The following is a 25085-nucleotide window of genomic DNA, read 5'->3' as shown; positions in this document are numbered from 1 at the left end:
CAGAGTCAACGCAGCCTACCCCTCCGGCACGTTCGCCTTAAGCTCGGCCTTCCACAGATCGGCCACGGCATCGCTCGGTGCGCGCCAGTCGCCGCGCGGGCTGAGCGCGCCGCCTGCGCTCACCTTCGGGCCGTTGGGAATGGCGCTGCGCTTGAACTGGCTGAAGCCGAAGAACCGGGCGAGAAACTTGTCGAGCCATGCAGTGATGGTCGCCAGATCATAGGCGTTCTTCTTGGCCTCGGGGAAAGCGTGCGGCCACAACCCGCGCGAGCGGTCGCGCCAGGCGTGCCAGGCGAGGAAGGCGACATGGCTCGGCTTCTGGCCGTAGCGCACCACATGGTGGAGGAAGAAGTCGTTCAGTTCGTAGGGGCCGACCATGGCCTCGGTGCTCTGGATCAGCTGATCTTCGCCCGCCGGGACCAGCTCGGGGCTGATCTCGGTGGCGAGGATCGCTTCGAGCACCGCGTCGGTCTCGGGATCGAACTGCTCGGTTCCGGTGGCCCAGTGGATCAGATACTGGATCAGCGTCTTGGGCACGCCTGCGTTCACCGCATAGTGGCTCATCTGGTCGCCCACGCCATAGGTACACCAGCCCAGCGCCAGTTCGCTGAGGTCGCCGGTGCCGATCACGAAGCCGCCATGGTGCCCGGCGATGCGGAACAGATAGTCGGTGCGCAGGCCCGCCTGCACGTTCTCGAAGGTCACGTCGTAGACCGGCTCGCCGCCGGCATAGGGGTGGTCGATGTCCTTCAGCATCAGTTCGGCGGCGGGACGGATGTCGATCTCTTCGGCTGCGATGCCGAGCGCACGCATCAGCTTCCAGGCGTTGCTCTTCGTGCCTTCGGAGGTGCCGAAACCGGGCATGGTATAGCCGCGAATGGTGGTGCGCGGCAGGCCGAGCCGGTCGCAGGCCTTGGCCGCCACGATCAGCGCGTGCGTCGAATCGAGCCCGCCCGAAATGCCGATCACCATGCATTTGGCATGGGTCGACTGGAACCGGCGCATCAGGGCGTCGACCTGAATGTTGAAGGCCTCGTAACAGTCCTCGTCGAGGCGGTGCTGGCGGTCGGGCACGAAGGGGAAGCGGCGGACCGGGCGGATCAGGCCGATGTCGCCAGCAGCAGGCGCATGGTCGAAGGCGACGGTGCGGAAGCTGTCTTCGGGGTGGCCCTCGGCCTCGGCGCAGTCGTTGAAGGTGGCGTTACGGCTGCGTTCGGCGACAATGCGGCGGGTGTCGATGTCGGCGATGGACAACTCGGGCTGCAGATCGAAGCGGGCGCTTTCGGCGAGCAGGTCGCCCAGCTCGTAGATCATGCCCTGTCCGTCCCAGGCGAGGTCGGTGGTGCTCTCACCGTGGCCTGCGGCGGAGTAGGCATAGGCGCAGATCAGCCGCGTCGAGCTGACATGGCACAGCGCCTTGCGCTCGTCGGCGCGGCCGATGGTGACGGGCGAGGCCGAGAGGTTGAGCAGGATCGTGGCCCCCGCCAGTGCCGTGCGGCTGCCCGAGGGCATCGGCGCCCAGAAGTCTTCGCAGATCTCGATCCCGAAGGTGAAGCCGGGCAGATCCTGCGCGGCAAACAGCAGATCGACCCCGAACGGGACTTCCGCGCCGTTGATGGCGATCCACAGGTCGCGGCACTCGCGCCCATGGGCGAACCACCGCTTTTCGTAGAACTCGCGGTAGTTCGGCAGATAGCTTTTCGGCACCGCACCGAGCACCTCGCCATGGGCGATCACCACGGCGCAGTTGTAAATCCGGCCATTGCGGCGTAGCGGGGCGCCGATCACCAGCACCGGGCTCAGCGTCTCGCTCGCCGCACGGATGGTCTCGATCTCGTGCTCGACGGCTTCGAGCAGCGCCTCCTGCATCACCAGATCGTCGAGCGCATAGGACGACAGGCTGAGTTCGGGATAGAGCAGCAGGTCGACATGGGCCTCGTGCGCGCGGTGGGCCTCGTCGAGAATGCCCGCGCGGTTGAACGCGACATCGGCGGTGTGCACCGAGGGTGTGCTGGTGGCGACACGCACGAAGCCGTGGGTGTGCATGTCGTAGAAGGGGTGGGTGTCGCTCATCGGGGCCTGCTCGGTTGGGGTGAGGGCGGGATCGAGGAAATCGGATGGCTGGCAGATGCCCAGTTCGGCAAGGCGTTTCTGCGTGGCGGCACGGGGGATCTTGCCCTGCGCTTCCCAGCCATAGACCGTGCGGCTGGCCCACGGCTCACCATAGCGCGCGCCGAATTCACCCGCGCTCAGCGGCGGATCGTGCGCCTCGCGGAAGGTGCGGATTTTCTGACCTGCGCGGTGCATGGTTATTCACGTATCCCAAAAGGATACTTGCCGCAACAAAAAGGGCGCCGCACCTTGCGATGCGGCGCCCTCCTTGGGGACTTCGATAGGTCTTTTAGCGGCAGCGGGCACCGCCACGGTCGATCTCGCGGCCCAGCAGGCCACCCAGCACGCCGCCGACCACGGTGCCGAGCGTGCGGTCACCCTGCGTGTCGATGGTGCGGCCAACCAACGCGCCACCGGCGGCACCGATGATCAGCCCGGTGGTGCCGTTGCTGCGCTCGCAGTAGTAGCGGCCATCGCGGCCCTGCCACACACGGTCGTCGCGGCTTACGCGGCGCGGCTCGATATAGCGGCCGCGGCTGTCATAAACGCGGTCGTTACGATAGCGGCGGTCGTCGCGGCGATCGTAGCGCACGTCATAGCGATCGTGGTTGCGATCATAGCCGTGCGCCGGTGCCCAGCGCGGCGGGTCTGCCGCAGCGGGGGCAGCCGGGATGGTCAGAGCCGCAGCTGCCGTAGCCATGGCGGCGAGGGGGGCGAGAAACTTCTTTTTCATGGCTCGATCCTTTCATCGGTCCAGCGTTGTGCCGGAATGACGATCAATCTCGTTCACAGTTCCCCAACGGGAGATGAACGAATTGTTGGGATACGAATTCAGGGTCGAGCCGTTTTCCTCCTGCGACAAACCGAGCCGGAAATCGCCTCACGCCGCCGCGCGATCATTCCCCACATCGAGCCGGGCGCGCACCGTGGCCTTGCTCAGATCGAGCCCATAGAGCTTAGCCGCATTTCCGCCCACGATCCGGGCGACCTGCGCCGGGTCCATATGCCCCATGGTGCGATTGATGGTCGGCACCGAATTGGGCCAGATGCTGTCGGGATGGGGATAGTCGCTGGCCCACAGCAGGTTGTCCGGGCCCCAGAAGTCGGTCAGTGCCATCGTGGTGGGGCTTTGCTGGAAGGTGCCGTAAATCTGCCGCTTGAAGATCTCCGATGGCTTCATCTCGTGCGGCACGCCGCCCTTGTCGGCCCAGTAATCGGCGCATTCCCACAGGCGGTGGTGGCGATAGTCCAGCTCTTCCACCACCCACGGCACCCAGCCCGCGCCGCATTCGGCGATGACCAGCTTCACGCCCGGATGCCGTTCGAGCAGGCCCCAGGCGAACAGGTCGACGAAGGGGTCGAGGAACTGCTCGATGAACATCTTGGCGTGGAGGAAGGTCGCGCCCGGCGAGCCCTTGTACTTGTCGAAGGCGTCGCCCGCCTTGGGGAACACGGTGACGTGGAACGACAGCACGATCCCGCTTTCCTCAAGCAGGCGGAACACCGGCTCCCACCGCTTGTCCTCAAGGCGCGGTTCGCACACGGCGATCTGGAGATTGGCCTGACGGCAGCCGCCCTTCTTCGCCAGCCGTTCCAGCTCGGCATGGGCCATTTCGGGCTGCGGCGGCAGCATGGCGACCCCGATCAGCCGGTCGGGCGCTTCGGCGCAATAGTCCTCATAAAGCCAGTCGTTGTAGGCGGCATAGGCTTCGGCGGTGAACTCCGGGTCTTCCGATTTGATCGAGGTCACCGGGCCATAGACGACGTGCGCCCAGACCTGATCGCGGTCCATATCGGCAAGGCGCAGCTTGGGGTGCCCGGCGCGCAGTTCCGTCAGGTCTTCCACTCCGCCGCGATCGAAGGCGGTCAGCAGCGGCTTAGGGCCTTTCTGCTCCACTTTCTTGCCGGCCCAGAAGCCCCAGCGGTTGCCGTCCGCGATCCAACTGGCGGGGCCATCATCAGGAATGTCGACGCGCGGCGCGCGTTCACCCCACTTGGCCGACATCCGGTCGGCCAGCACATTGGCGGGCAGCATATTAAGGTCGAGATGGTCGTCACAGCTGACGAGGGCGGTTTCAAGCATGGGCTGCCTCTCTCCTGGCAATAGTTAGATTGCCAACGATCTTACAGGATCGGTGCTAGGCGTCCAGCCGCGCCATGATCTTGCCGCGCAATTTGTCCGCCAGCGGGGGGAGGTCGGCTATTGCGCGCAGGAGCGCGGGGTCGGTCGGCTCGCTGGTTCCCCACAGCGCTTCGAACAGGCGCGCCATGGTCCAGCCGGGCAGACCTTCCTCTTCCAGTGAGAGTGTGTCGCCCGCCTGCGCGGTGCCTTCGTCGATCACGCGGCAGAACCAGCCGCAGCGCCCGCTGGCGAGGATGCTGGCAACCATGCCCTTGGTGCCGAACCGGTGTTCGATCTTCCAGCAGGGCTGGCGTGGCTGGCAGGCCTCGATCAGCGCGCTGCCCAGCCGGTAGCGGCTGCCGAGCAGGACATCGCCTTCGCTGATCCCGTGCACTGCCAGGTTGGAGCCGAAAGCGCCCGGATTGCCCAGCAGCTCATGGTCGCCGATCTGCTCGCGCCAGAACGCGTGGTGGTCGAGCGGATAAAGGTGAACGGCCATGTCCGGTCCGCCGTGATGGACCGGGTCAGCCTGTTCATCCCCGGCAAGGCCGAGCTTCGTGATTGCCACCGGCCCATCGAGCGCCAGCTTGGCAATGGCGCTCAGGCTATCGCCGCGAAAGCTCTGCTTGCGGCCAGCGCAGAGCGCCTCGACCTGCCATGTCATTGCCCGTTCCTTTGCACGGTCAGCGCGATCCATGGGCGCATGACCTTGTCCATCCCGCTGTCTTCGTAGTCGACCGCTTCGACAATGTCCCAGTCGCGCGGCTCATAGAGCGCCATAAGGTCGGCGCGTGGCGGGAAGTTGTACAGCCGCCCGAGCGCATCGCGGTGCTCGCCGTCGCCCAGCTTGTAGTTCGCGAAAAACAGGCCACCGGGTTTGAGTGCCCGCTCGATCCGTGCCAGCGCATCGGCAAGTCCGGCAAACGGCTGATGGTGCAGCGAGGCATGGGCATAGACCGCGTCGTATTCGCTCACCGCCTCCAGCTCGCCGAATTGCATCACGCGGGCAGGGCGGCCGAGCTTTTCCTGTGCCAGCGCAGCCATCGCCGGAGTGCCGTCGGTGGCATCGACACGAAAGCCGAGCGCTTCCATCCGTGCGCCATCGCGCCCGTCGCCGCAGCCCAGTTCGAGCACCAGCGCACCGGGCGCAAGGAAGTCGTCGAGAAAGCGCGAGTAGTCGTAGGGAAAGGCCTCGGACCACTCGCGCGCACGGCTCTGGTAGAAGGCTTGCGTGGCGGGATCGATCTCCGCCCGCACGCTCATGCCTCGTTGGCTGCCTCGCTCGCGGCTTCGCGGTCGCGTTCGGCGCGGCTCTTCTTCTGCGCGGCGGTCTTGAGCTGGCCGCAGGCGGCATCGATGTCGCGTCCGCGCGGGGTGCGCACCGGGGCCGAAATCCCGCCTTCGAACACGATGTTCGAGAACGACCGGATCCGCTCAGGCGTCGAACAATCATAAACCGCGCCGGGCCATGGATTGAACGGGATCAGATTGACCTTGGCCGGCAGCTTGTAGGCCTTCAGCAACCGCACCAGCTTGCGCGCATCCTCGTCGCTGTCGTTCTTGTCCTTCAGCATCACATATTCAAACGTGATGCGCCGCGCATTCGAGGCGCCGGGATAGTCGGCGCAGGCCTGCAGCAGTTCCTCGATGCCGTACTTCTTGTTGATCGGTACGATCTCGTCGCGCACGTCCTTGGTCACCGCGTGGAGCGAGACCGCGAGGTTGACCCCGATCTCCTCGCCGCAGCGCGCCATCATCGGCACCACGCCGCTGGTCGAGAGCGTGATCCGCCGCTTGGAGAGCGCCAGCCCGTCGCCGTCCATCACCAGCGTGAGCGCCTGCTTCACATGGTCGAAATTGTAGAGCGGCTCGCCCATGCCCATCATCACGATGTTGGTGAGCAGGCGTCCGTCGGCGGTATATTCGGCCTCGGTCTCGTCCTCGTCGAGCCCAGCCATCGTGCCGACACGCGTATCGTTCGCGCCCTTCGGCCATTCGCCCAGCGCATCGCGCGCGAGCATCACCTGGCCGACGATCTCGCCCGGCGTCAGGTTGCGCACCAGCCGCATGGTGCCGGTGTGGCAGAACCGGCAGTTGAGCGTGCAGCCCACCTGCGAGGAAACGCACAGGGTGCCCCGGTCGGCATCGGGGATGAAGACCATCTCGAACTCGTGGCCGTCGTCGGTTTGCAGCAGCCATTTGCGGGTGCCGTCGGAACTGACCTGCGCCTCGACCACGTTGGGGCGGCCGATCACGAACCGCTCGGTAAGCCAGGGGCGCATGGTCTTGGCGATGTCGGTCATCGCCTCGAACTCGGTCACGCCGCGATGGTAAAGCCAGTGGAACACCTGCTTGGCGCGCAGCTTGGCCTGCTTTGCATCGAGGCCCGCCTCGGCAAACAGCTCGGCGATGCGCTTTTTCGGCAGGCCGATAAGGTCGACGCGGCCATCGTCGCGCGGCGTGATGTCGCGCGCAACGGGAACGGGATCGATTGCGCCTGCAATCGGCATGAGATCGGTGTTGGACATGAGGCCTCGCCATATAGTGGCACGGGGGCAGGTTGGAAAGGAGGATGCTTGGTGTTGCCATTGTGCAACGATGTTTGCCGACATTGTTTCGTTAATATAACGGACAGGTGCTGCCGACCATTTCGGCAACTCATGCACATATTTTTATAGCATGATTACGAAATGGAGTAATAATATGAATATCCAACGCGCCCTTATTATCGCAGGATTCTCGAGTGTTGCGCTCGCGACCCCTGTCATGGCGCAGGACAATTCCACTTTCACCGGCCCGCGGATCGAAGGGATCGTCGGTTACGACAACACCCGTTCGGGCTCGGAACCCGATGCAGATTTCGACCGGTCGATCGACGGTCTCGCCTACGGTGTCGGCATTGGCTACGATCTCGCCCTTGGCGGCGTGGTGCTGGGTGTCGAGGGCGAATGGCTCGAAACCGACGCCAAGACCAGCTACGCTATCAGCGATGCCACCACTTTCGACGTGGCGAAGACCGACATGGGGCGTGAGATCTACGTCGGCTTGCGTGCGGGTGTGCCCGTGACGCCGAGCACGTTGCTCTATGCCAAGGTCGGCTATACGAACGCCCGTGCGAACGTGCTGGTCAGCGACAACACCACCGATGTCGATCTCAAAACCCACCTCGATGGCTGGCGCGTTGGTGCCGGTGTCGAGCGCGCCTTCGGCCCGAACTTCTACGGCAAGCTCGAGTATCGCTATGCGAACTACGACGAGGGTAAGTTCGAATTTGCCAACGGTGCCACCACCGAACGCTTCGATACGGACTTCGACCGCCATCAGGTGCTGGTGGGCGTTGGCTACCGCTTCTGATTGCTTGCGATAAGATCGCCTGACGAGGGGCCGGGGACAATCCTCCGGCCCCTTTTTCGTGCGCGGCGCGCGAGGTTCCTGACATCTGCACCATCGCAGCCAGCGAGCCGTGCCCGTTCAGCGACGAGCGGTGGATCGCCGGGGAAACCGCGCCAGATCGCTCCCAATCAGCGCCCGGATGAGTGATCCGCGCGCGTAAGGCGCGATATCGCGCTTGGGTTCCTGCCGTTCGTCGCATGCAAATCTCGGTCTGGCTCACGCAAGTGTGGCTTTTCTGCAACGAAATTTTCGTTGTGTGAGGTTAATGGAACGGAGCAGCCTCGATACCCATTTCAGCAATCCATGCACATGCTTCATGTGTGATGATTACGGAATGGAGTAAGATTATGAATACCCAACGCGCACTTCTTATCGCTGGTCTTTCGAGCATTGCGCTCGCAACGCCCGCCATGGCGCAGGACGGTTCGGCTTTCACCGGCCCGCGTATCGAGGGCATCATCGGCTACGACAGCGTCCGTCCGGGTTCCACCACCGACATCGACAATGCCGACGACATCGATCAGTCGATCGACGACGTCGCCTATGGTGTCGGCGTCGGCTACGACTTCGCCGTTGGCGGCGCGGTGCTGGGTCTGGAAGGCGAATGGATCGAATCCGAGGCCAAGACCAACTACAACACCACCAATCTGACCAACTTCGGCGTGTCGAACATCGATGCCGGCCGTGACCTCTACGTCGGCGTGCGCGCCGGTGTGCCCGTCACCCCGAGCACGCTGCTCTATGCCAAGGGCGGTTACACCAATGCTCGCATGAATGTGCTGGCCACCGACAACACCACCGATGTCGGCACCAATGTCGATCTCGACGGCTGGCGCCTGGGTGCCGGTGTCGAACAGCAGTTCGGCCAGAACTTCTTCGGCAAGGTCGAGTATCGCTACTCGAACTATGGCAAAGGCCAGTTCACGGCTCCGAGCGGTGCGGCGAGCGACCGTTTCGACGTCGACCTCGACCGTCACCAGGTGATGCTGGGCCTGGGCTATCGCTTCTAAGCGCCAGCGCCAGACCGGCCTGAGCGAAGGCTCGAACCGGGGTCGGGGGAGCAATCCTCCGGCCCCTTTTCGTGCCGGGCTAGCCGGTGGTGCGCAGCCAGCCGGTGACCGACAGCCGCGGCCCGCCTGCCGCCGGGGCGACCGAGGAGACAGAGTGCAGGCTCGGCACCGCAAACAGCGTGATGGAGTTGAAGCGCGGCATCAGGGCCCGTTCCACATCGCCATCTTCGCCGTGGAACATCAGCAGTCCGCCCCATTCGATGCGCCAGCCGGGTGTCAGCCCGAGCACATAGGCGGCCCGGCGCCCCTTTCCTTCCACCGCATCGCTGTGCGCGGTGAGGAAGTGCCCGGGCAGATAGCGCGTGGCCTGCCCGTCGACCAGAACGGCGTCGTCCGCGCCGGTGATGTGGCGGAACAGCGCCAGCCAGCGCTCCGAATTGAGCGCCTCGACCAGCCGGTCGACCGGCCACCCGCGCGCGATCCGCTCACTCTGGTTATCGGCGGTGCGCACGGTATCGTAGACGAACTGGAAGCCATCGCGCGCGCCCTTGCGGATTGCAGCCTCGAGCGCTTCGGCGCGCGCCGGGTCGGCCGCCAGCGCGGCCTGCGCTTCCGGGCCGAGTTCGAACATCTTGTCTTCGCCCTGATTGAGCACGCGCCACCATTCGGCCTCGCCGGTCAGCCAGCGATGCAGCGCCGTGGCGTCGGCGGGGGCGAGCGCCGGTTCAAGCCGGGCAAAGCCATGGCGGTGGTAGTGATCGCGCGCGCTCGCGATGGCGGCATCATCGGCAGCGGGAAGGAAGGAAGCTGCGCTCATCGTCCGGTGCACCCGAGGCTTGCCGCATCCACCGCGCTGGAGATGCCGGTGAGGTCGTAGGTGTTGGTGAACCGGCGGCCATTGGTATCGCGCGAACTCAGCACCATGGCGGAGGCTCCGCGCATGGCGGCACCGATGGCGGCATCGTCGCCGGCGCTTTGCGCCCAGGCGTTGTTGCCGCTGCCGGTGAGGCTGAAGCTGTCGCGCCCGACGCGCAGGGTTACGCGCGCATCCTCGCCGATTGCGCGGCTGGTGCGGAAGTGGACCTGCCCGCGCACGCGCCTTGTGGGCCAATGCGAGATCGCGGCAAAGGCGGCAAATTCGCTCTCGCCGCTGGCGCGGGCGGGCTTGGCGATGGCATAGCAGCGCGGCCCCTCGTCATCGCGAAAGGCACCCCACTGGCCATAGATCCCGAGGCTCTCACGCGCGCACAGCGGCGCGGCAATGGCAAGCAGCGGGAGCAGGACAAGGCACAGGCGCATGACGCATGCTCTAGCGGATGCGGCGGGCGGGGCAAGCGGTGCAGTCGGGCGAATGTTTTTGTCAGGGAAGCATTCGAATCTGATGGCAATCCACGGGCGGGCCAATAGACTAAGGCTCCTGAAACTGAAGGGGAGGGCCACCGGGAACACCGCGCGGCCGGGAATGCGATGAGCCTGCTGGCTGCCCACAATGTGCCTTTTGCAGCCGCGCTGCTGCTGATGCTGCTGTTGGCGGCGTTCCAGCTCGTCAGCTTCGGTGGGTTCGACCTCGATGCGGATGGCGATGCCGGCCTCGATGCCGATGGCGAGGCCGATGCGGCGGGCGGATTGCTGAGCCTGCTCGGGATCGGGCGCTTGCCGTTCACGATCTGGCTGGTGCTGTTCCTGCTGGTTTTCGCCGGGATCGGGGTTTCGATCCAGGCGCTCGCGCAGAACCTGACCGGCGGCCCGCTCCATGCCTTGCTCGCCGCGGTGCTGGCCGGGGCTGCGGCCCTGCCTGTCACCGGGGTGCTGACCCGTCCGCTCGCGAAAATCCTGCCGCATGACGAGACCTCCGCCGTCGGCCTCGACAGCCTCGTTGGGCGGCGCGCGGTCATCACCACGGGCGTTGCGCGAGCGGGGTCGCCGGCCCGTGCCCGCGTGGCCGACCGCCATGGCCATCCGCATCATGTCATGGTGGTGCCGCACGAACCTGCGAGCGAGCTTGGCGAAGGCGACGAGGTTCTGCTCGTCCGCCGCGAGGATAACCTGTTTTACGCTGTGCCACTGCAAGAGCGCTTGCTGGCCCCGCTTGTCTGACTGACTGGAGTTGTTGCCAATGAATAGCCTCATCGACATCGGCATCTGGGCGGGCGCCGCTTTTGTCGCCCTGCTGATCATCGCGATCGTGCTGACCAAGCTCTATCGCCGCGCGTCGAAGGAAGTGGCCTTCGTGCGCACCGGCGTCGGCGGCGAGCGGGTGGTGATGAACGGCGGCGCGCTGGTGCTGCCGGTGTTCCACGAGACCATGCCGGTCAACATGAACACCGTGCGCCTTGCGGTCGAACGCAAGAATCAGGATGCGCTGATCACGCTCGACCGGTTGCGGATCGACGTTAAGGCCGAGTTCTACGTTCGCGTGCGGCCCGATGCTGGCGCCATCGCCATGGCCGCGCAGACGCTTGGCCAGCGCACCATGCATCCCGAGATGCTGAAGGATCTGGTCGAGGGCAAGTTCGTCGATGCGCTACGCTCGGTCGCGGCGGGGATGAGCATGAACGAGCTGCACGAACAGCGTGCCGACTTCGTGCAGAAGGTGCAGCAGGTCTCGTCGAACGATCTGGCGATGAACGGGCTGGAGCTGGAATCTGTCTCGCTGACCGGGCTCGACCAGACCTCCATCGAGCACTTCAACGCCAACAACGCGTTCGACGCCGAGGGTCTCACCAAGCTCACCGAGCAGATCGAGGCGCGCAAGAAGCTGCGCAACGATATCGAGCAGGAAACGCGGGTGCAGATCGAGACCAAGAACCTCGAAGCCGACCAGCGCAGTTTCCAGATCAGCCGCGATCAGGAGTTTGCCCGGCTTGAGCAGGAGCGCGAGGTCGAGGTGCGCCGCGCCGCGCAGATGGCCGAAGTCGCGCGCGAGCAGGCCGAGCGCCAGCGCGAGGCCGATGCCGCGCGGATCGAAGCCAAGAAGCAGGTCGACGCGCAGCAGATCGAGGCTGACCGGCAGGTGGAAGAGGCGCGCATCGACCAGCAGCGCGCGCTCGAAATCGCCCGGCAGGAGCAGCAGATCGCGGTTCAGAACAAGAGCCGCGAGGAAAGCCAGGCCAAGGCCGAGGCCGATGCCGCGCGCGCCAAGGCGGTCGCTGCCGAAGAGCAGGTCGTCACCAGCCGCGAAAGCGAGGTGGCCGAGCGTCAGAAGATGATCGAGCTGATCGAGGCGGCCAAGATCGCCGAGCGCGATGCGATCAAGATCAAGGTCGAGGCTGAGGCCGAGAAGGACGCCGCCAGCAACCGCGCCGAGGCGATCAAGTTCGAGGCGCAGGGCGAGGCTGATGCCGAAAGGCTGCGCGCCGAGGCCGCGCGCGTGCGCTTCGAGGTCGAGGCGGCGGGCCAGCGCGCGATCAACGAAGCGGCGAACCTGCTCTCGTCCGATCAGATCAGCCTGCAGACCAAGATGGCGCTGCTCAAGGTTCTGCCCGAGGTGATCCGCGAAAGCGCCAAGCCGATGGAAGCGATCGACAGCATCAAGATCGTGCAGGTCGACGGGCTGACGCAGGGCAAGGGCGGGGCCAATGCCAGTGCGGCTGGGGCCGGCGGCGGAAGCGGCAACCTCGCCACCGACGCGGTGAGCGCGGCGCTGGCCTATCGGGCACAGGCCCCGGTGCTTGACGGCCTGATGAAGGAACTGGGCCTCGATGGCAGCTCGCTCGGTGGGCTGGCCGCAGGGGCGGTTCAGGCTACGGAGCCAGCCGTGCCCGCGCACAAGGCGGAGCAGGCATCCGCTGCCGGGGATGACACCGAAGAGAGCGAAAAAAGCGCAGACTGAGCACTGATCGGCCGTGCGATGTTGCGATGCAGCATCGCGCGGCCCATATAGCGGGCATGAGCAGCTCTCGTTCGCGCAGTTCGGCACCGCCGCAGGTCCTTGTTTTGCAGGGAGGCGGGGCGCTCGGTGCCTATCAGGCTGGCGTGTTCGAAAGCCTGCACGCCGAAGGCCATCACCCCGATTGGGTGGCGGGCATTTCCATCGGTGCGATCAATTCCGCGCTCATCGCCGGGAACAGGCCCGACGAGGCGGTCGGCAAGCTGCGGGCGTTCTGGGATCTGGTCAGCTCCGAACTCACCGCCATTGCGCCAGCCGACAGCGGCCCGGCGCGGCGCTGGTTCAACGAGGTTTCGGCAGCGCTCGTCGCCAGCGTGGGGGCACCGGGCTTTTTCCGTCCGCGTCTGCCGGGGTTCACCGCGCCGGCCGCGCTGTTTACCGCGACCAGCATTTACGACACCTCGCCGCTGCGCGAAACGCTCACCGAACTGGTCGACTTCGACCTGCTGAACGACGGGCCGATGCGCTTCAGCGTCGGCGCGGTCAACGTGATCACGGGCAACCTGACCTGGTTCGACAACCGCCAGTGCCGGATCGGCCCCGAACACATCATGGCCTCGGGCGCGCTGCCGCCGGGTTTCCCGCCGGTCGAGGTCGACGGCCAGTTCTACTGGGACGGCGGCCTCGTCTCGAACACCCCGCTGCAATATGTGATCGACGAGGAGGAGGGGACCGACATGACGATCTATCAGGTCGATCTGTTCCACACCCGCGGCGCGGTTCCGGAAGATCTTGCGGACGTCATGCAGCGTGAAAAAGACATCCGCTTTTCCAGCCGTACCCGGCTCAACACCGACCTGTTGCAGCAGATCAAGGAGCTGCGGGTGACGGCCAACCGGCTGGCGAAGAAGCTGCCGGACGAATGGGCGAAGGATCCCGATCTCGTCGAACTGACCCGCCATCCCGACCCCGGCGCGGTGGCGATCATGCATCTGATCAACCGGCGCGAACTCTACGAGACCTTCTCGAAGGACTACGAATTCTCGCGCGCGACGGTGAACGAACACTGGCGCACCGGGGCGGAAGATGCGCGGATCTCGCTTGAGCATCCGTGCTGGACCGGACGCAATCGCCATCGGCAGGGGCTGATCACCTACGATCTGCGCAACCCCGATGGTCCGCGCGTGCGGGATGCGCTTGGCACTGAACTCGCCAATGCCCGCAAGGGCGCGCCTACGCCTTAGCCTTCGGTAAGATCGAGGTAGGCAACCACGTCGTTGTCGGTGGCGAGGAACAGTCCGGCCTGCACTTCCTCGGGCTGCTGCGCGGCCATCGCCATGGCCTCGGCCAGTGTGCCGTACATCAGCGTTTCTGCCGCGCCGCCCTCGGCCTCGTGATCGAGGTGGTAAAGGCGCACCGTCGCTTCGGAATAGGTCGAGCGCATCAGTCATCCCTCTCCAGCCGCGCGCCGTCGAGCAAGCGCTCGGCGCGGTTCTGGTCTTGCTGGCGGAGCGTCTTCTCGGCCTTGGTCTGGCCGAATTTCGCGCGGTTGGCCTCGGCCTCGCGGGCCTTGTCGGCGCGGTGCTTCGCCTTGCGGGCTGAGCGCAAATTGATGACGTCGGCCATCAGTCGCGGCCCTCGGGGTAGGAGATGGCCATCACCTCCCACTCCTTCTCGCCGCCGGGCAGGCGCACGGTCTTGAGGTCGCCCACCGCCGCGCCGCGCAGTGCGCGCGCAATCGGGGTCGACCAGCCGACCAGACCTTGCCCCGCGTCCTGCTCCTTGTCGCCGACGATGGTGAGCACGCGCTCCTCGTCGTCTTCATCCGCAATGGTGACCTTGGCACCGAAGAACACCCGGCTCTTGTCGGGCTGCTGGGCCGGGTCGATCACGCGGGCGTGCTTCATGACCTTGGCGAGATAGGACAGCTCGCGGTCGATCTCGCGCATCCGTTTGCGGCCATAGAGATAGTCGCCGTTCTCGCTGCGGTCGCCGTTGCCCGCCGCCCAGCTGACGATCTCGACGATCTCGGGCCGCTCCTTGCCGAGCAGGTGGTCATAGCGCGCCTTGAGCGCGGACAGGCCCGCAGGCGTGATGGGGCTGGTCTTGTCGGGTGTCATGGTGGTCAGCGCAGGAAGTCGCTCACCCCGCGCGGGCGGATGGAACTCGCCTGATCGGGATAGAGGTTCTCGTAGACCACGGCGTTTTCGATCACGCGCTGGACGTAGTTCTTCGTCTCGTAAAACTCGATGCGTTCGATCCATTCCAGCCAGTCGACCGCGCCGGTGCGCGGATCGCCGTTGTTGCGCAGCCACTTGTTCACGTTGCCCGGCCCGGCATTGTAGGCCGCAATCGCCAGCGGATAGCTGCCGTTGTAGTAGCGGATCAGCCGCTCGATATGGTTCGAACCGAGCTGGATCGAATACTGCGGATCGGAAATCAGCCGGTCGGCGGAGAAGGGCACTCCGGCAAAACCGGCCTCTTCGCGTGCGGTGGCGGGCATGAACTGCATCAGGCCGCGTGCGCCGGCATGGCTGATGGCGTTTTCGGCAAACTGGCTTTCCTGCCGGGCGAGGGCGTGGACCATGGTCCAGTTGACGCCCGCCGGGGTCTGTACGCGCGGATAGCCGGTGCGAGTGAAGCCCGAATAGCCGTCGGCCTGCGCCGCTTCGCCAAGGATCACGGCCAGATCGCGGCGACCGATATCGCGCGCGAGGTCGGCCACCAGCACATGGTCTTCCAGCGTCTCGGCCTGATCGGCGATGGCGCGATAGAAGCGGATACCGGTCGCCCACGGCGCATCGCGCGCCACTTCTGACACCGCCTGCGTCAGCGGCTGCGCGTTGAACCGCGCGCGCGCCTCGGGCGAGGGCGTGACATCGGGCGCACCGGCGAGCGAGGGGATCGCACGCCCCATCCGCTCCAGCGCGAGCTGGCCGTAGAAGCGGTCAGGGTAGGCTGCCGCCATATCGTAATAGCGGTTGGCCTCGGCATTGTTGCCGGCGCGGCGCATGGCCTCGCCGGCCCAGAAGAAGCCTTTGGAGCGCGTCTGCGGGGTGCGCGCGGCGGAGCCGTACTGGTAGAACAGCGGCGCGGCAGAGGTGCCGTCGCCCAGCCGCCACAGCGCATTGGTGCCGCCCGCCCACATCAGCGAGGTGAAATCGTCGCGCAGGCGATATTCGCCTTGCGAGATATCGGTGCCCGGCGCGAAGGCTTCGAGCGCGCGGGTGGCGATCCGCACGGTGTCGCTCGCCGAAGCGGCGCGGCCCAGCGCCAGCAGTTCGGTGATCCAGGCGGTCTGATCGAGCGGCAGGCGCGAAAGCGCGGGGCTGTTCGCGACCAACGAGATCGCCTCTGCGGTCCGCCCCGACTGGCGCAGTTCGCGGCTGCGGTTGAACAGATAGCCCGGATCGCTGAGCGCGCCGGGGGCGTCGGTATAGCCGTTGCCGCCTTGCAGGATCGCGAGGCGCGCGGCGAACACCCGGCGTTTCGACGGAGCCACGCGGTCAAGCTGGCGTTCGGCCGCCTGCCGCTCGCGCTGCCACAGCAGCGCATCCATGCGGGTATCCTGATCGTCCTGCGTGAAATGATGGCCGTTCATCGCCATCAGCGCGGCCTCGGCGGTGGGGCTCATCTCGCCGCCGCGCCATGCCTCGCGCGCCAGAATTTCGGACCGGGCCGGGTCGCTCCCCATCAGCGCCAGCGCATAGTGTGCCTTGGCGAAGTTGGTGACCGGCGGATAGACGGCGAAGTATTCGAGCAGCGCCGCCTCGGGCACGAATTCGCCGCGCAGCCGCTTCTCGGCGCGTTCGCGCAGGGTCTGCTCGTCAGGGAAATTGGGGTTCGCCAGCAGGAACGAGGAATATTCGGCAAAGGGCAGGTTGGCCTGCCGGTCGGCAAAGAGCGCTTCCCAGCGGTTGATCTGGGCGGCGATTCGGCCCGGCTGCGAGGCAACGAGGTTTGAGCGGGCGGTGTCCCAGTCAGCAGCTTCCTGCGCCAGCGCGATACCGGGGTACGAAAGCGCCACAGGGGCGATCAGCGAATAGATGCAATGTCGAACCATGCTGGACATAGTGCCAGCCCTCTCCTTATCAGGCGCTGAATGACCGGGTCCGCATCGTTTTGGCGGACATCGGGTTAACCGATAGCGAATTTGTGCAAGTGCGAGGAGCCAGCTCACCATGTTTTCCGGATCAATTCCAGCCCTTGCCACGCCCTTTGCCGACAACCGGGTCGACGAACAGGCCTATCGCCGCTTCATCGAGTGGCAGATCGAAAACGGCTCGTCCGCGCTGGTTCCCTGCGGCACCACCGGCGAAAGCGCCACGCTCGACAACGACGAACATCACCGCGTGATCTCGATCTGCGCGGAGGTTGCCAACAAGCGCGTGCCGGTGATCGCGGGCGCGGGATCGAACGACACCCAGACCGCGCTGTGGCACATCAAGGAGGCCCAGCTGGCCGGGGCCGACGCGCTGCTGCTGGTCGCACCCTATTACAACCGGCCGAGCCAGCAGGGCCTGCTCGCGCACTTCTCCTATCTGGCCGAGCGTGCCGACCTGCCGATCGTGCTCTACAACGTGCCCGGCCGCACCGTGACCGACATTCTGCCCGAAACGGTGATCGAACTGCACCGGCGTTTCCCCGGCAAGATCGTGGCGCTGAAGGATGCCAGCGGCGATCTTTCCCGCGTGGTGACGCAGCGCATGGGCGCCGGGCCGGATTTCTGCCAGCTCTCGGGCGACGATCCGCTGGCGCTGGCGGGCTATGCGCTGGGGCAGGTCGGTTGCATCTCGGTGACGGCGAATGTGGCGCCGAAGCTGTGCGCCGATTTCCACGCGGCGGCTCTGGCTGGCGACTATGCCACGGCGCGCGAGCTGAACGAGTGGCTTTATCCGCTGCACCGGGCGATGTTCGCCGATGCCAGCCCGTCGCCGGTGAAATATGCGCTCTCCAGGCTGTTCGACTGGTTCGCGCCCGATACCCGTCTGCCAATCGCGCCGATCTCGGACGAGGCGAAGGCGGCGGTCGATGCGGCGATGGAAGGGGCGGGGATCGCCTGATCCGCCAGCCCTTCCACCAGCCCTTCCACCTGCCTGATGCGCCGGTCTAGTCTGCCGGATTGTGCTCCTGCACGAAGGCCATGGTTTCGGTCAGCATCTGCTGGCGCGTCACGGCGAGCGACAGCCAGTGGTCTTCGCCCGCCAGTTCCACCAGCCGATAGGGCTTGCCGGCATCCTTGAGCGCATCGGCCATCCTGGCGCTTTGCTCGAAGTTGACCACCGTATCGTCGCGCCCGTGGATCAGCAGGATCGGGGCATCGGCCTGCGCCGCGAACCTGCGCGGCGAGATCGCATCCCACCCGCGCGAATCGCCCAGTTCCTCGCGCAGTGAGCGTCTGAACAGGGGGTTGCGTCCCGATTCGCGGTTTTCTGTGCGGTACATCAGGCCGATGTCGCCAATTCCCGCCACCGAGACCGCGCAACGGTAAAGCCCCTGCTGCAAGGTCACGCCGGCAAGCGCGGCATAGCCGCCGTAGCTCGCGCCGACGATGCAGGCGCGCGACGGATCGACCACACCCTGCTCGGCCAGTGCGGCGAGGGCATCGGAGATGTCGGTCTGCATCTTGCGGCCCCACTCGCCGTAGCCTGCGCGTTCAAAGTCCTGCCCGCGACCGGTGGAACCGCGAAAGTTGGGCTGGATCACGGCATAGCCGCGCGAGGCGAAAGCCTGCGCCCACCAGTCGAACCCTTCTGCATCATGCATGTGGGGACCGCCGTGCGGGAGCACGACGACGGGAAGACCCGCTGCCTCGCGACCCGGCGGGAGGGTCACCACCGCGTCCATCTCCAGCCCGTCCTGTGCGGTGTAGGCCAAGGTCGAGACCGGGCCGACCTGATCCGAGCCGATCAACGGCCGGTCGTAGCCGAACGGCTCGGCCTTGCGGGCATCGACATCGACGAGGAACCAGGTGCCGCTATCCTGACTGCCTTGCGTGTGCACGATCACCTTTGAGAAATCGGGCGTCCACTCCATGATTCGGGCATTGTTGCCCGCGAAGGCCCTTTCCACCATCTGCGCGCGGTGTTGCAGTTCGGCATCGAACATCACCGGTTCGGCGCCTTCCTCATCCGCGAGGTAGCCGAGCAACTGGCCATTGGCCGGGTCCCAGTAAAACCGGTCGATCGCCACATCGGCAAGGAATGGCTGCGCCTCTCCTCCTGCCAGCGGCACCTCGAACCAGAGATCGTTGCCGCTTTGCTGGTCCCGCTGAACGTAAATCACGGTGTCGCCACGCGCGCCAAGGCCGACCAGCCCGACGTTACCCTGCAGGTCACGCCCTTCGGCGAGCGTCCGGTTGGCGCTGTTGCGAATCGTCCAGCTGCCGGACAATTCGATCACATCGAGCTCGGCGGCAACTTCGCCTGCACCGTCGACCAGCCACTTGCGGCGGACGCCCTCTGCCGGGGCTCGCGCCACGCGCCGTTGCCCGCCGGTAGCAAAGTCGTAGCGATAGAGAGCCGGACGACCGTGCTCGAAAACGCGATCGCCCTTGTGATTGCGGCCATATTCGACCGCGCCGAAGAAGCCTTGCCAGCCGTCGGCGCTGGCGCGCAACCCGTAGTTGCCGAAAACCGCGTTCATCACCGCGGAGGTGCCGCCGAATACCAGCGCAGCCTGCGCATTGTTCTGAAGCGGGAGAACCAGCCCCTGGCTGATCTCGTACTTGTCGGCCACGAAACCGGACACGTCGACTGTCTCGCTGCGTACGATCAGCAAAGCCTCGTCGCCGACGAAGTTGAAGCCGCGAAATTTCATGTCATCAACTGTCGCGCGGCGCACGCTGTTCAGTTCGTCGTCAAATACAATAACCTGCCGCGTCTCGCCGAGCGTCGTGAACACCGCGAGATGCTTGCCGGAGCGCGAGATCGCCATGTCCTCCACCCCCGGCAGCTCCCCATAGGCTGCGAGCGGCGGCACCTCCTGTGCCAGAGCCGATGGCGAAGAAAAGGCTGCCAGAGCCAGAACGGCAAAGGGCCGCACCAGCCGAACAATTATCGTAGTCATTGCGAAAACTACCCCTTGTTTCCCCACTGTCGGAAGAGTTGCGGGATCGTTCGTGGCAATACAAGTATGATCTGGAACTTTTGGCGGTCTCTTCGCGGCCTTTTCGTGCGACTGCGTGAACGCTTTGCAAAAGGCCTTTGCCCACACTACATGGCACCGACCATGGCGCGCCCTAAACCCACCACCTTCGACAAGCTCAAGATCGTCGCGGAAAACCGCAAGGCGAAGTACAACTATCATATCGAGGATGTCTACGAGGCAGGGCTCGTGCTGACCGGCACCGAGGTGAAGTCGCTGCGTCAGGGCGAGGGCAACATTGCCGAAAGCTATGCCGAGGTGAAGGACGGCGAGGTCTGGCTGGTCAACTCGAACATTCCCGAGTTCAGTCACGGCAACCGCTTCAACCACACCCCCAAGCGGCCGCGCAAGCTGCTGCTGGCGGGCCGCGAGATCGAGAAGATGTTCGGTGCGGTCGAGCGCAAGGGCATGACGCTGGTGCCGCTGAGCGTCTACTTCAATTCGCGCGGGCGCGCCAAGGTCGAGCTGGCCTTGGCCAAGGGCAAGCAGACCCATGACAAACGCGCCGCGATCAAGGACCGCGACTGGCAGCGCGACAAGGCGCGGCTGATGCGCGAAAAAGGCTGACGCGAAGTCAGCACGCCCGAGGCCGCGATGCCTCGTAGGAATCGGAACACGCCGTTAAGCGATGGTTTTTCTCTTCCCGTCTAAAGACCGCTGTCGCAGGCTCAACAAAGGTGTAAGAGCGCCCCCGCAATGACCCACGACAAGCGCGACAACAGGGCGAAAGGCGGCTGGCGCTCGCTGCTGCCCGCTATGCCGCAGCGTGAGGAGATGGCGCGCAACCGCTGGCTGGCGCCGATTGCGCACCGGTTCCTGCATTCCGAGCTGTGGCGGTTCACGCGCCGTTCGGTTCCGCGTGGAGTCGCACTGGGCCTGTTTGCCGCCTTTATCGTGCCGATCGGGCAGATTTTTCTCGCCGCCTTCCTCGCGCTCCCGGCGCGGGCTAACCTGCCGGTGGCGGCGCTGCTCACCTTCGTGACCAATCCGTTCACCGTGCCGTTCTGGCTGGTGGTGGCGAACAAGGTCGGCCGCCTCGTGCTCAAGGTCGATGCGGCGACGTTCAATGCGGCCAATCCCAGCCTGTCGGCGGGCGGGTTCTGGGACAAGTTCGGCTGGTTCCTCGAAACCGCCGGGGTGACGGCCTTCGGCTTCATCGTTCTTTCAGTCGTCACCGCCGCGCTCGGTTATCTGGTCAGCGGGTTCGTCTGGCGGTTTCTTGTCGCGCGCAGGTGGAACCGGAGACCGGCGCGGGCAAAGCTGCTACACCCCGCCGAGTGAAGCAGGCACTGACGATACCCGATGAGACAAACAACGCCCGGCTCGCGATCGAGCTGGCGGGGCTTGTGCTTGCGCTCGTAGCGAGCGGGGGGCTGATCTACTGGGTGAGCGGGATGCCGCTGGTCGCGCTGGGCTTTGCCTGCGGGCTGGCGGGAATGATGCTGGCCGCGGCGCTGGTCATGCGCGGGCAGCGCCCCGCCGCCGATGTCGAGCAGACCCCGCCCGACTGGTCGGTCACGCTCGCCGCCATCGAGAGTACGGGCGGGGCGGTGCAGGGCAAGGCGACGGCGGCGATCGCGATCACCGACCGGGCCAACCGGCTCGTTTGCGCCAATCCTGCGTTCGAGCAGGCCTTCGGCAGCCTTCATGCACCGCCGCGCATGGTGCTCGATGCGGGCGGCAGCGAAGCGTTGGCAGTCATCGGGCGCGAGGCCTGGCGCGACGGCGAGGCGACCGTGCGCGAGGTGACCGATGCCGGGCGGCGCTGGCGAGTCGGGGCGCGCCGGGCGGGGCGGGGCGACGAATATATGATCTGGTCGTTCGCGCCGATTGAAGAGGTCGACATGCTGGCCGACATGGCCGCGTGGCTGCGCGGACCGTTCGGGACGATGTTCGGCGAGGCGGGGCTGTGCCTGGCTCTGGTCGGCCCGGAAGGCACGATCCTGGCCGCCAACAGCGAACTAGCGACGCGCGCCTGCGGCGATGGCTCGGCAACGCTCGCCGGGCAGGAATTTGCCGCGCTGCTGCGGACCGACGACCGCGACCGCATTCATTTCGCGCGCGAAGGGCGCAAGGGCTCGCCGCAGACCTTGTGGCAAGTGCCGCTCGTCTCGCCCGAGGCCGAGGCTGCCTCCCCGGCGAGCAGAGCGACCGCTGCGGCGGAGCCTGCTTCGTTGCTGCTGATGGTCGATGCCGGGATGGGGCTGGGCAGTTCGGGCGGCGATGCCAAGGGGCAGGCCGCACAGCTGGAGGCCTTGCTGGAACAATTGCCGCTGGGTCTGGCGATGACCGACCGCGACGGTCGGTTCCTGTTCGCCAACCCCGCGTTCCGCCGCGCCGCCGGGCTCGACCGGCATAACCTGCCGCCTTACCCTTCCGACCTCGTGATCGCGCGCGACAAGACCGCGATGAGCGATGCCGTGCGCCGCTATGCCCAAGGCCCGGCGTCGAGCGGTGATATTGCGGTCAGGCTTTCGGTTGAGCCTGACGAACCGGCCAGCCTCGGCCTTGCCGGCGTGCGCGGCATGGGCGAGGCCGCCGTGCTGCTCAGTCTTGCCGACACCACCGAGGAGACGCGCCTGCGCCGCCAGGTCGCGCAGGCGACCAAGATGCAGGCGGTGGGTCAGCTCGCAGGCGGCGTGGCGCACGACTTCAACAACGTGCTGACCGCGATCATCGGCTATTGCGACCTCATGCTGCTGCGCCACACGCCGGGTGACAGCGACTATGACGATATCCAGCAGATCAAGGCCAACTCGAACCGTGCGGCGAGCCTGACCCGCCAGTTGCTCGCCTTCTCGCGCCAGCAGACCTTGCAGCCCGAAGTACTGCAACTGCCCGACGTAATGAGCGAGGTCACGCAGATGCTGAAGCGTTTGCTCGGCGCGAAGATCACGCTGGAGGTGCGGCATGACCGCAACCTCGGGGCCGTGCGCGCCGATCCGCGTCAGCTCGAACAGGTGATCATGAACCTCGCAGTCAACGCGCGCGACGCGATCCAGTCGAGCGGCGGCGGCGAGGGGGCGAGCGGGACGCTCACCTTCACCACCCGGCGCGTGGGGGCGAGTGACATCCGGCGCATGGGTTCGGAAATCATCCCGGCGGGCGAATATACCGCGCTGATCGCCGAGGACACCGGCGGCGGCATTGCGCCCGCGGTCATCGGCAAGATCTTCGAGCCGTTCTTCACCACCAAGGAAATCGGCAAGGGCACCGGGCTCGGCCTTTCGACCGTCTATGGCATCGTCAAGCAGTCGGGCGGCTTCATCTTTGCCAGCAACGTGCAGGGCGCCAACGGCAAGCCAGCCGGGGCGCGCTTCACGATTTACCTGCCCGTCCACGAGGCGAGCGAGGAAGACCTGAAGAAGGTCGAGCCCCCTGAGGAAGCGCGCAACTGGGCGGGCGGCGGGCGTATCCTGCTGGTCGAGGACGAAGACATGGTGCGCGCCGTGGCCGAACGCGCGCTGACGCGGCAGGGCTACGAGGTGACCACCGCCAGCGATGGCGACGAAGGCCTCGATATCGTGCGCGGCGGCGAGCAGTTCGACCTTGTCGTAACCGACGTGGTGATGCCCGCGATGGACGGCCCGGCCATGGCGCTGGCGATCCGCGAGGTTGCGCCCGATTTGCCGATCCTGTTCATGTCGGGCTATGCCGAGGCGCAGCTGCGCGACCAGATCGACATCGTGGCCATGCACTTCATTCCCAAGCCCTTCAGCGTGCAGCAGATCGCCGACAAGGTCGCCGAGGTGCTGACCGCCAGTTCGCGCCGGGGCTGATCCTCTGCCGCCCGCACTGTTCAGCGCGCGCTCAGGCCGTGCTATCTCAATGTAAGCTTTACGAGAGGGAAGATTCGCCAGATGCTCAGCCACGCCCGCACCACGTTCGTCGCCTGCCTGCTCGCTGCCACTGCCGCCAGCGCCTCGGCCCAGAGCGACCCCAATGAGCCGAGCGCGCAGGGCGATCTCGCAGTGACGATCTACAACAACGGGCAGAGCCTGGTGCAGGATGTGCGCCAGCTCGATATCGCGCGCGGCCGCTCGACCGTGACCTTCCCCGATGTCTCGGCGATGATCCGGCCCGAGACGCTGAGCTTCAACGCCGCAGATACGTCTATCATCGAGCAGAACTTCGACTTCGACCTGCTGACCCCGCAAAAGCTGATGGAAAAGGCCGTGGGGCAGGAGGTGACGCTGATCCGCACCAACCCCGCCACCGGCGCGGAAACCCGCCAACGTGCCGAGGTGCTCTCGACCGTGGGCGGAGTGGTGATCCGCGTGAACGGACAGGTCGAGGTGCTGCGCGACGATGGCCTGCCGGTGCGCGTGATCTTCGACGAGCTGCCGCCCAACCTGCGCGCGCGGCCCACGCTCTCGGTGAACCTTGAAAGTTCGCGCGGCGGCACGCGGCCTGCCTCGATCCGCTATCTCACCCCCGGCCTCGGCTGGTCGAGCGACTATGTCGCGCTGTTCGATGAGGCGAAGGGCACGGTCGATATGCAGGGCTGGGTGACGCTCACCAACACCACCGGCACCACCTTCACCAATGCCGACACATTGCTGGTGGCGGGTAACGTGGGCGGCGGTCGCCCCATGCGCCGCACTGACATGGTGCGCCCCGGCACCCAGAGCGCCGAGCGCGAACGGCTGGGCGACTTTTATCTCTACCCGATCGAGGGCCGCACCACGATTGCCAACAACCAGACCAAGCAGGTCAGTTTTCTCGATGTGCAGGGGGTTCCCGCGAGCCGCGTCTATTCGGCGGGTGCGGGCTGGCTGGCAACCTGGGACGACTGGCAGAGCGTCTCCTCCGCGATCAGCTTCAATTCCTCGCGCGAAGGCGGGCTGGGCGATGCGCTGCCCGCGGGCACCGTGCGGTTCTACCAGCGCGATGCGAGCGGAAACCCGCAGTTTATCGGCGAAAACTCCATCGGCCACACCCCGATGGGCAGCGTGCTGTCGCTGCGCACCGGCGATGCCTTCGACGTGTTCAGCAAGGTCGAGGTCGAGCGCCGCGACAAGATCACTGCCGCCGACTACGAGCGCTCGGCGCGCTACCGGGTGATCGAGAACGGCGAAGTGACCCGCGAAGTCGAGGTCGACCGGGCGGTCGACTACTATCGCACCACGATGCGCTACAGCTTCACCAATGCCAAGAGCGCGCCAGTTACGGTCGAGTTCCGTCAGTCGGGGCTGGATCGCGGCTATTGGGCCAATGACTACCGCGTGGTCTCGGAGGATATCGCGGGCGAGCAGGTGAACGCCGACACTCGCCTTTACCGCGTGACCGTGCCCGCCAACGGCGAGCGCGTGGTGCGCGTGACTTACGAGACGAAGTACTGAGGGCGCGGGCGATGCGCCGGAGAAAATCGCGCGCCAAAACTCCCCTCCCGTTTACGGGAGGGGCTGGGGGTGGGCATGGGCCCGCAGGGCCCACCCCGCTGCGACCAGGCAGCGAGCTGCCAAGGCTCGCA

General features: G+C 65.9%; 23 protein-coding genes. 10 read left to right on the top strand and 13 right to left on the bottom strand.

From position 1 onward, the window contains the following. Nucleotides 1-15 precede the first annotated feature (15 nt). The 6 genes from D2V17_RS07250 to rlmN form a co-directional block, all read right to left on the bottom strand. The gene (locus D2V17_RS07250) at nucleotides 16-2073 is read right to left on the bottom strand and encodes an NAD(+) synthase (protein ID WP_119592433.1); all 2058 of its coding nucleotides are present in this window, start codon (nucleotides 2071-2073) and stop codon (nucleotides 16-18) included. A 328-nt stretch (nucleotides 2074-2401) separates the two neighbouring features. After that, nucleotides 2402-2845 carry a glycine zipper 2TM domain-containing protein gene (locus tag D2V17_RS07245; protein ID WP_119592412.1) on the bottom strand — a complete coding sequence of 148 codons (444 nt, stop codon included), beginning with the start codon at nucleotides 2843-2845 and terminating at the stop codon, nucleotides 2402-2404. 147 nt (nucleotides 2846-2992) lie between these two features. Beyond that, complete coding sequence (locus D2V17_RS07240; RefSeq protein ID WP_119592411.1) at nucleotides 2993-4195, bottom strand: amidohydrolase family protein; 1203 nt, start codon at nucleotides 4193-4195, stop codon at nucleotides 2993-2995. A gap of 55 nt (nucleotides 4196-4250) precedes the next feature. Beyond that, nucleotides 4251-4898: an MOSC domain-containing protein gene (locus D2V17_RS07235; RefSeq protein WP_119592410.1), complete on the bottom strand. Its 648-nt coding sequence runs from the start codon at nucleotides 4896-4898 to the stop codon at nucleotides 4251-4253. Next, complete coding sequence (locus tag D2V17_RS07230; RefSeq protein ID WP_119592409.1) at nucleotides 4895-5497, bottom strand: class I SAM-dependent methyltransferase; 603 nt, start codon at nucleotides 5495-5497, stop codon at nucleotides 4895-4897. The genes D2V17_RS07235 and D2V17_RS07230 overlap by 4 nt, the downstream gene beginning before the upstream one ends. Then, nucleotides 5494-6762 (bottom strand): dual-specificity RNA methyltransferase RlmN, encoded by a 1269-nt coding sequence (rlmN, locus tag D2V17_RS07225; RefSeq protein ID WP_119592408.1) that lies wholly within the window; start codon nucleotides 6760-6762, stop codon nucleotides 5494-5496. Before rlmN ends, D2V17_RS07230 begins: the two co-directional genes overlap by 4 nt. Nucleotides 6763-6937: 175 nt before the next feature. Here rlmN and D2V17_RS07220 point away from each other — a divergent pair, with 175 nt between their 5' ends. Both D2V17_RS07220 and D2V17_RS07215 read left to right on the top strand, forming a co-directional pair. Further along, nucleotides 6938-7588, top strand: a complete 651-nt coding sequence (locus tag D2V17_RS07220) for an outer membrane protein (RefSeq protein ID WP_119592407.1) — start codon at nucleotides 6938-6940, stop codon at nucleotides 7586-7588. Nucleotides 7589-7974: 386 nt separating this feature from the next. Then, nucleotides 7975-8637, top strand: a complete 663-nt coding sequence (locus tag D2V17_RS07215; protein ID WP_119592406.1) for an outer membrane protein — start codon at nucleotides 7975-7977, stop codon at nucleotides 8635-8637. 79 nt (nucleotides 8638-8716) lie between these two features. On the opposite strand, the gene D2V17_RS07210 is transcribed toward D2V17_RS07215, so the two are convergent. Further along, entirely contained in the window at nucleotides 8717-9454 is a 738-nt protein-coding gene (locus tag D2V17_RS07210) for a 2OG-Fe(II) oxygenase (protein ID WP_119592405.1), read from the bottom strand. Continuing rightward, on the bottom strand, nucleotides 9451-9936 hold the full coding sequence (locus D2V17_RS07205) for a hypothetical protein (RefSeq protein ID WP_119592404.1): 486 nt from the start codon (nucleotides 9934-9936) through the stop codon (nucleotides 9451-9453). The genes D2V17_RS07210 and D2V17_RS07205 overlap by 4 nt, the downstream gene beginning before the upstream one ends. Nucleotides 9937-10104: 168 nt before the next feature. On the opposite strand from D2V17_RS07205, the gene D2V17_RS07200 reads away from it, so the two are divergent. The 3 genes from D2V17_RS07200 to D2V17_RS07190 are packed head-to-tail and all read left to right on the top strand — an operon-like array spanning nucleotide 10105 to nucleotide 13710. Further along, the gene (locus D2V17_RS07200; protein ID WP_119592403.1) at nucleotides 10105-10734 is read left to right on the top strand and encodes an OB-fold-containig protein; all 630 of its coding nucleotides are present in this window, start codon (nucleotides 10105-10107) and stop codon (nucleotides 10732-10734) included. Between the two features lie 19 nt (nucleotides 10735-10753). After that, nucleotides 10754-12469, top strand: a complete 1716-nt coding sequence (locus tag D2V17_RS07195; RefSeq protein WP_119592402.1) for a flotillin family protein — start codon at nucleotides 10754-10756, stop codon at nucleotides 12467-12469. A 56-nt stretch (nucleotides 12470-12525) separates the two neighbouring features. After that, the gene (locus D2V17_RS07190; protein WP_119592401.1) at nucleotides 12526-13710 is read left to right on the top strand and encodes a DUF3734 domain-containing protein; all 1185 of its coding nucleotides are present in this window, start codon (nucleotides 12526-12528) and stop codon (nucleotides 13708-13710) included. On the opposite strand, the gene D2V17_RS07185 is transcribed toward D2V17_RS07190, so the two are convergent. The 4 genes from D2V17_RS07185 to D2V17_RS07170 are packed head-to-tail and all read right to left on the bottom strand — an operon-like array spanning nucleotide 13707 to nucleotide 16538. Then, the gene (locus D2V17_RS07185) at nucleotides 13707-13910 is read right to left on the bottom strand and encodes a hypothetical protein (RefSeq protein WP_119592400.1); all 204 of its coding nucleotides are present in this window, start codon (nucleotides 13908-13910) and stop codon (nucleotides 13707-13709) included. The two genes, D2V17_RS07190 and D2V17_RS07185, sit on opposite strands and share 4 nt — an antisense overlap. Further along, entirely contained in the window at nucleotides 13910-14092 is a 183-nt protein-coding gene (locus D2V17_RS07180; RefSeq protein WP_119592399.1) for a DUF4169 family protein, read from the bottom strand. The genes D2V17_RS07185 and D2V17_RS07180 overlap by 1 nt, the downstream gene beginning before the upstream one ends. Further along, on the bottom strand, nucleotides 14092-14586 hold the full coding sequence (locus tag D2V17_RS07175) for a GreA/GreB family elongation factor (protein ID WP_119592398.1): 495 nt from the start codon (nucleotides 14584-14586) through the stop codon (nucleotides 14092-14094). Before D2V17_RS07175 ends, D2V17_RS07180 begins: the two co-directional genes overlap by 1 nt. 5 nt (nucleotides 14587-14591) lie before the next feature. Next, nucleotides 14592-16538: a lytic transglycosylase domain-containing protein gene (locus D2V17_RS07170; RefSeq protein WP_119592397.1), complete on the bottom strand. Its 1947-nt coding sequence runs from the start codon at nucleotides 16536-16538 to the stop codon at nucleotides 14592-14594. Between the two features lie 109 nt (nucleotides 16539-16647). Between D2V17_RS07170 and dapA the strand changes: the two genes are divergently transcribed. After that, nucleotides 16648-17529 carry a 4-hydroxy-tetrahydrodipicolinate synthase gene (gene dapA, locus D2V17_RS07165; protein WP_119592396.1) on the top strand — a complete coding sequence of 294 codons (882 nt, stop codon included), beginning with the start codon at nucleotides 16648-16650 and terminating at the stop codon, nucleotides 17527-17529. 46 nt (nucleotides 17530-17575) lie between these two features. Here dapA and D2V17_RS07160 read toward each other — a convergent pair whose 3' ends face one another. Then, complete coding sequence (locus D2V17_RS07160; RefSeq protein ID WP_119592395.1) at nucleotides 17576-19534, bottom strand: alpha/beta hydrolase family protein; 1959 nt, start codon at nucleotides 19532-19534, stop codon at nucleotides 17576-17578. 162 nt (nucleotides 19535-19696) lie between these two features. Here D2V17_RS07160 and smpB point away from each other — a divergent pair, with 162 nt between their 5' ends. The 4 genes from smpB (at nucleotide 19697) to D2V17_RS07140 (ending at nucleotide 24954) form a co-directional block, all read left to right on the top strand. Continuing rightward, nucleotides 19697-20179, top strand: coding sequence for an SsrA-binding protein SmpB (smpB, locus tag D2V17_RS07155; protein ID WP_119592432.1), 483 nt, complete (start codon nucleotides 19697-19699; stop codon nucleotides 20177-20179). 189 nt (nucleotides 20180-20368) lie between these two features. Next, nucleotides 20369-20893: a DUF2062 domain-containing protein gene (locus tag D2V17_RS07150; RefSeq protein WP_119592431.1), complete on the top strand. Its 525-nt coding sequence runs from the start codon at nucleotides 20369-20371 to the stop codon at nucleotides 20891-20893. A gap of 113 nt (nucleotides 20894-21006) precedes the next feature. After that, entirely contained in the window at nucleotides 21007-23391 is a 2385-nt protein-coding gene (locus D2V17_RS07145) for a hybrid sensor histidine kinase/response regulator (protein WP_119592430.1), read from the top strand. A gap of 81 nt (nucleotides 23392-23472) precedes the next feature. Continuing rightward, nucleotides 23473-24954 carry a DUF4139 domain-containing protein gene (locus D2V17_RS07140; RefSeq protein WP_119592394.1) on the top strand — a complete coding sequence of 494 codons (1482 nt, stop codon included), beginning with the start codon at nucleotides 23473-23475 and terminating at the stop codon, nucleotides 24952-24954. Nucleotides 24955-25085 lie beyond the last annotated feature (131 nt).

This window comes from Aurantiacibacter xanthus (genome assembly GCF_003584015.1).
Classification (GTDB): domain Bacteria; phylum Pseudomonadota; class Alphaproteobacteria; order Sphingomonadales; family Sphingomonadaceae; genus Alteraurantiacibacter; species Alteraurantiacibacter xanthus.
Note: the sequence above shows the minus strand (reverse complement) of the source record. Positions and strands in the feature narration are given on the sequence as shown.

Bases quoted from the DNA above. Each gene is read 5' to 3' on its own strand.
- D2V17_RS07250 (WP_119592433.1), bottom strand. From the start codon at position 2,073: ATGAGCGACACCCACCCCTTCTACGACATGCACACCCACGGCTTCGTG.
- D2V17_RS07245 (WP_119592412.1), bottom strand. From the start codon at position 2,845: ATGAAAAAGAAGTTTCTCGCCCCCCTCGCCGCCATGGCTACGGCAGCT.
- D2V17_RS07240 (WP_119592411.1), bottom strand. From the start codon at position 4,195: ATGCTTGAAACCGCCCTCGTCAGCTGTGACGACCATCTCGACCTTAAT.
- D2V17_RS07235 (WP_119592410.1), bottom strand. From the start codon at position 4,898: ATGACATGGCAGGTCGAGGCGCTCTGCGCTGGCCGCAAGCAGAGCTTT.
- D2V17_RS07230 (WP_119592409.1), bottom strand. From the start codon at position 5,497: ATGAGCGTGCGGGCGGAGATCGATCCCGCCACGCAAGCCTTCTACCAG.
- rlmN (WP_119592408.1), bottom strand. From the start codon at position 6,762: ATGTCCAACACCGATCTCATGCCGATTGCAGGCGCAATCGATCCCGTT.
- D2V17_RS07220 (WP_119592407.1), top strand. From the start codon at position 6,938: ATGAATATCCAACGCGCCCTTATTATCGCAGGATTCTCGAGTGTTGCG.
- D2V17_RS07215 (WP_119592406.1), top strand. From the start codon at position 7,975: ATGAATACCCAACGCGCACTTCTTATCGCTGGTCTTTCGAGCATTGCG.
- D2V17_RS07210 (WP_119592405.1), bottom strand. From the start codon at position 9,454: ATGAGCGCAGCTTCCTTCCTTCCCGCTGCCGATGATGCCGCCATCGCG.
- D2V17_RS07205 (WP_119592404.1), bottom strand. From the start codon at position 9,936: ATGCGCCTGTGCCTTGTCCTGCTCCCGCTGCTTGCCATTGCCGCGCCG.
- D2V17_RS07200 (WP_119592403.1), top strand. From the start codon at position 10,105: ATGAGCCTGCTGGCTGCCCACAATGTGCCTTTTGCAGCCGCGCTGCTG.
- D2V17_RS07195 (WP_119592402.1), top strand. From the start codon at position 10,754: ATGAATAGCCTCATCGACATCGGCATCTGGGCGGGCGCCGCTTTTGTC.
- D2V17_RS07190 (WP_119592401.1), top strand. From the start codon at position 12,526: ATGAGCAGCTCTCGTTCGCGCAGTTCGGCACCGCCGCAGGTCCTTGTT.
- D2V17_RS07185 (WP_119592400.1), bottom strand. From the start codon at position 13,910: ATGCGCTCGACCTATTCCGAAGCGACGGTGCGCCTTTACCACCTCGAT.
- D2V17_RS07180 (WP_119592399.1), bottom strand. From the start codon at position 14,092: ATGGCCGACGTCATCAATTTGCGCTCAGCCCGCAAGGCGAAGCACCGC.
- D2V17_RS07175 (WP_119592398.1), bottom strand. From the start codon at position 14,586: ATGACACCCGACAAGACCAGCCCCATCACGCCTGCGGGCCTGTCCGCG.
- D2V17_RS07170 (WP_119592397.1), bottom strand. From the start codon at position 16,538: ATGTCCAGCATGGTTCGACATTGCATCTATTCGCTGATCGCCCCTGTG.
- dapA (WP_119592396.1), top strand. From the start codon at position 16,648: ATGTTTTCCGGATCAATTCCAGCCCTTGCCACGCCCTTTGCCGACAAC.
- D2V17_RS07160 (WP_119592395.1), bottom strand. From the start codon at position 19,534: ATGACTACGATAATTGTTCGGCTGGTGCGGCCCTTTGCCGTTCTGGCT.
- smpB (WP_119592432.1), top strand. From the start codon at position 19,697: ATGGCGCGCCCTAAACCCACCACCTTCGACAAGCTCAAGATCGTCGCG.
- D2V17_RS07150 (WP_119592431.1), top strand. From the start codon at position 20,369: ATGCCGCAGCGTGAGGAGATGGCGCGCAACCGCTGGCTGGCGCCGATT.
- D2V17_RS07145 (WP_119592430.1), top strand. From the start codon at position 21,007: ATGCCGCTGGTCGCGCTGGGCTTTGCCTGCGGGCTGGCGGGAATGATG.
- D2V17_RS07140 (WP_119592394.1), top strand. From the start codon at position 23,473: ATGCTCAGCCACGCCCGCACCACGTTCGTCGCCTGCCTGCTCGCTGCC.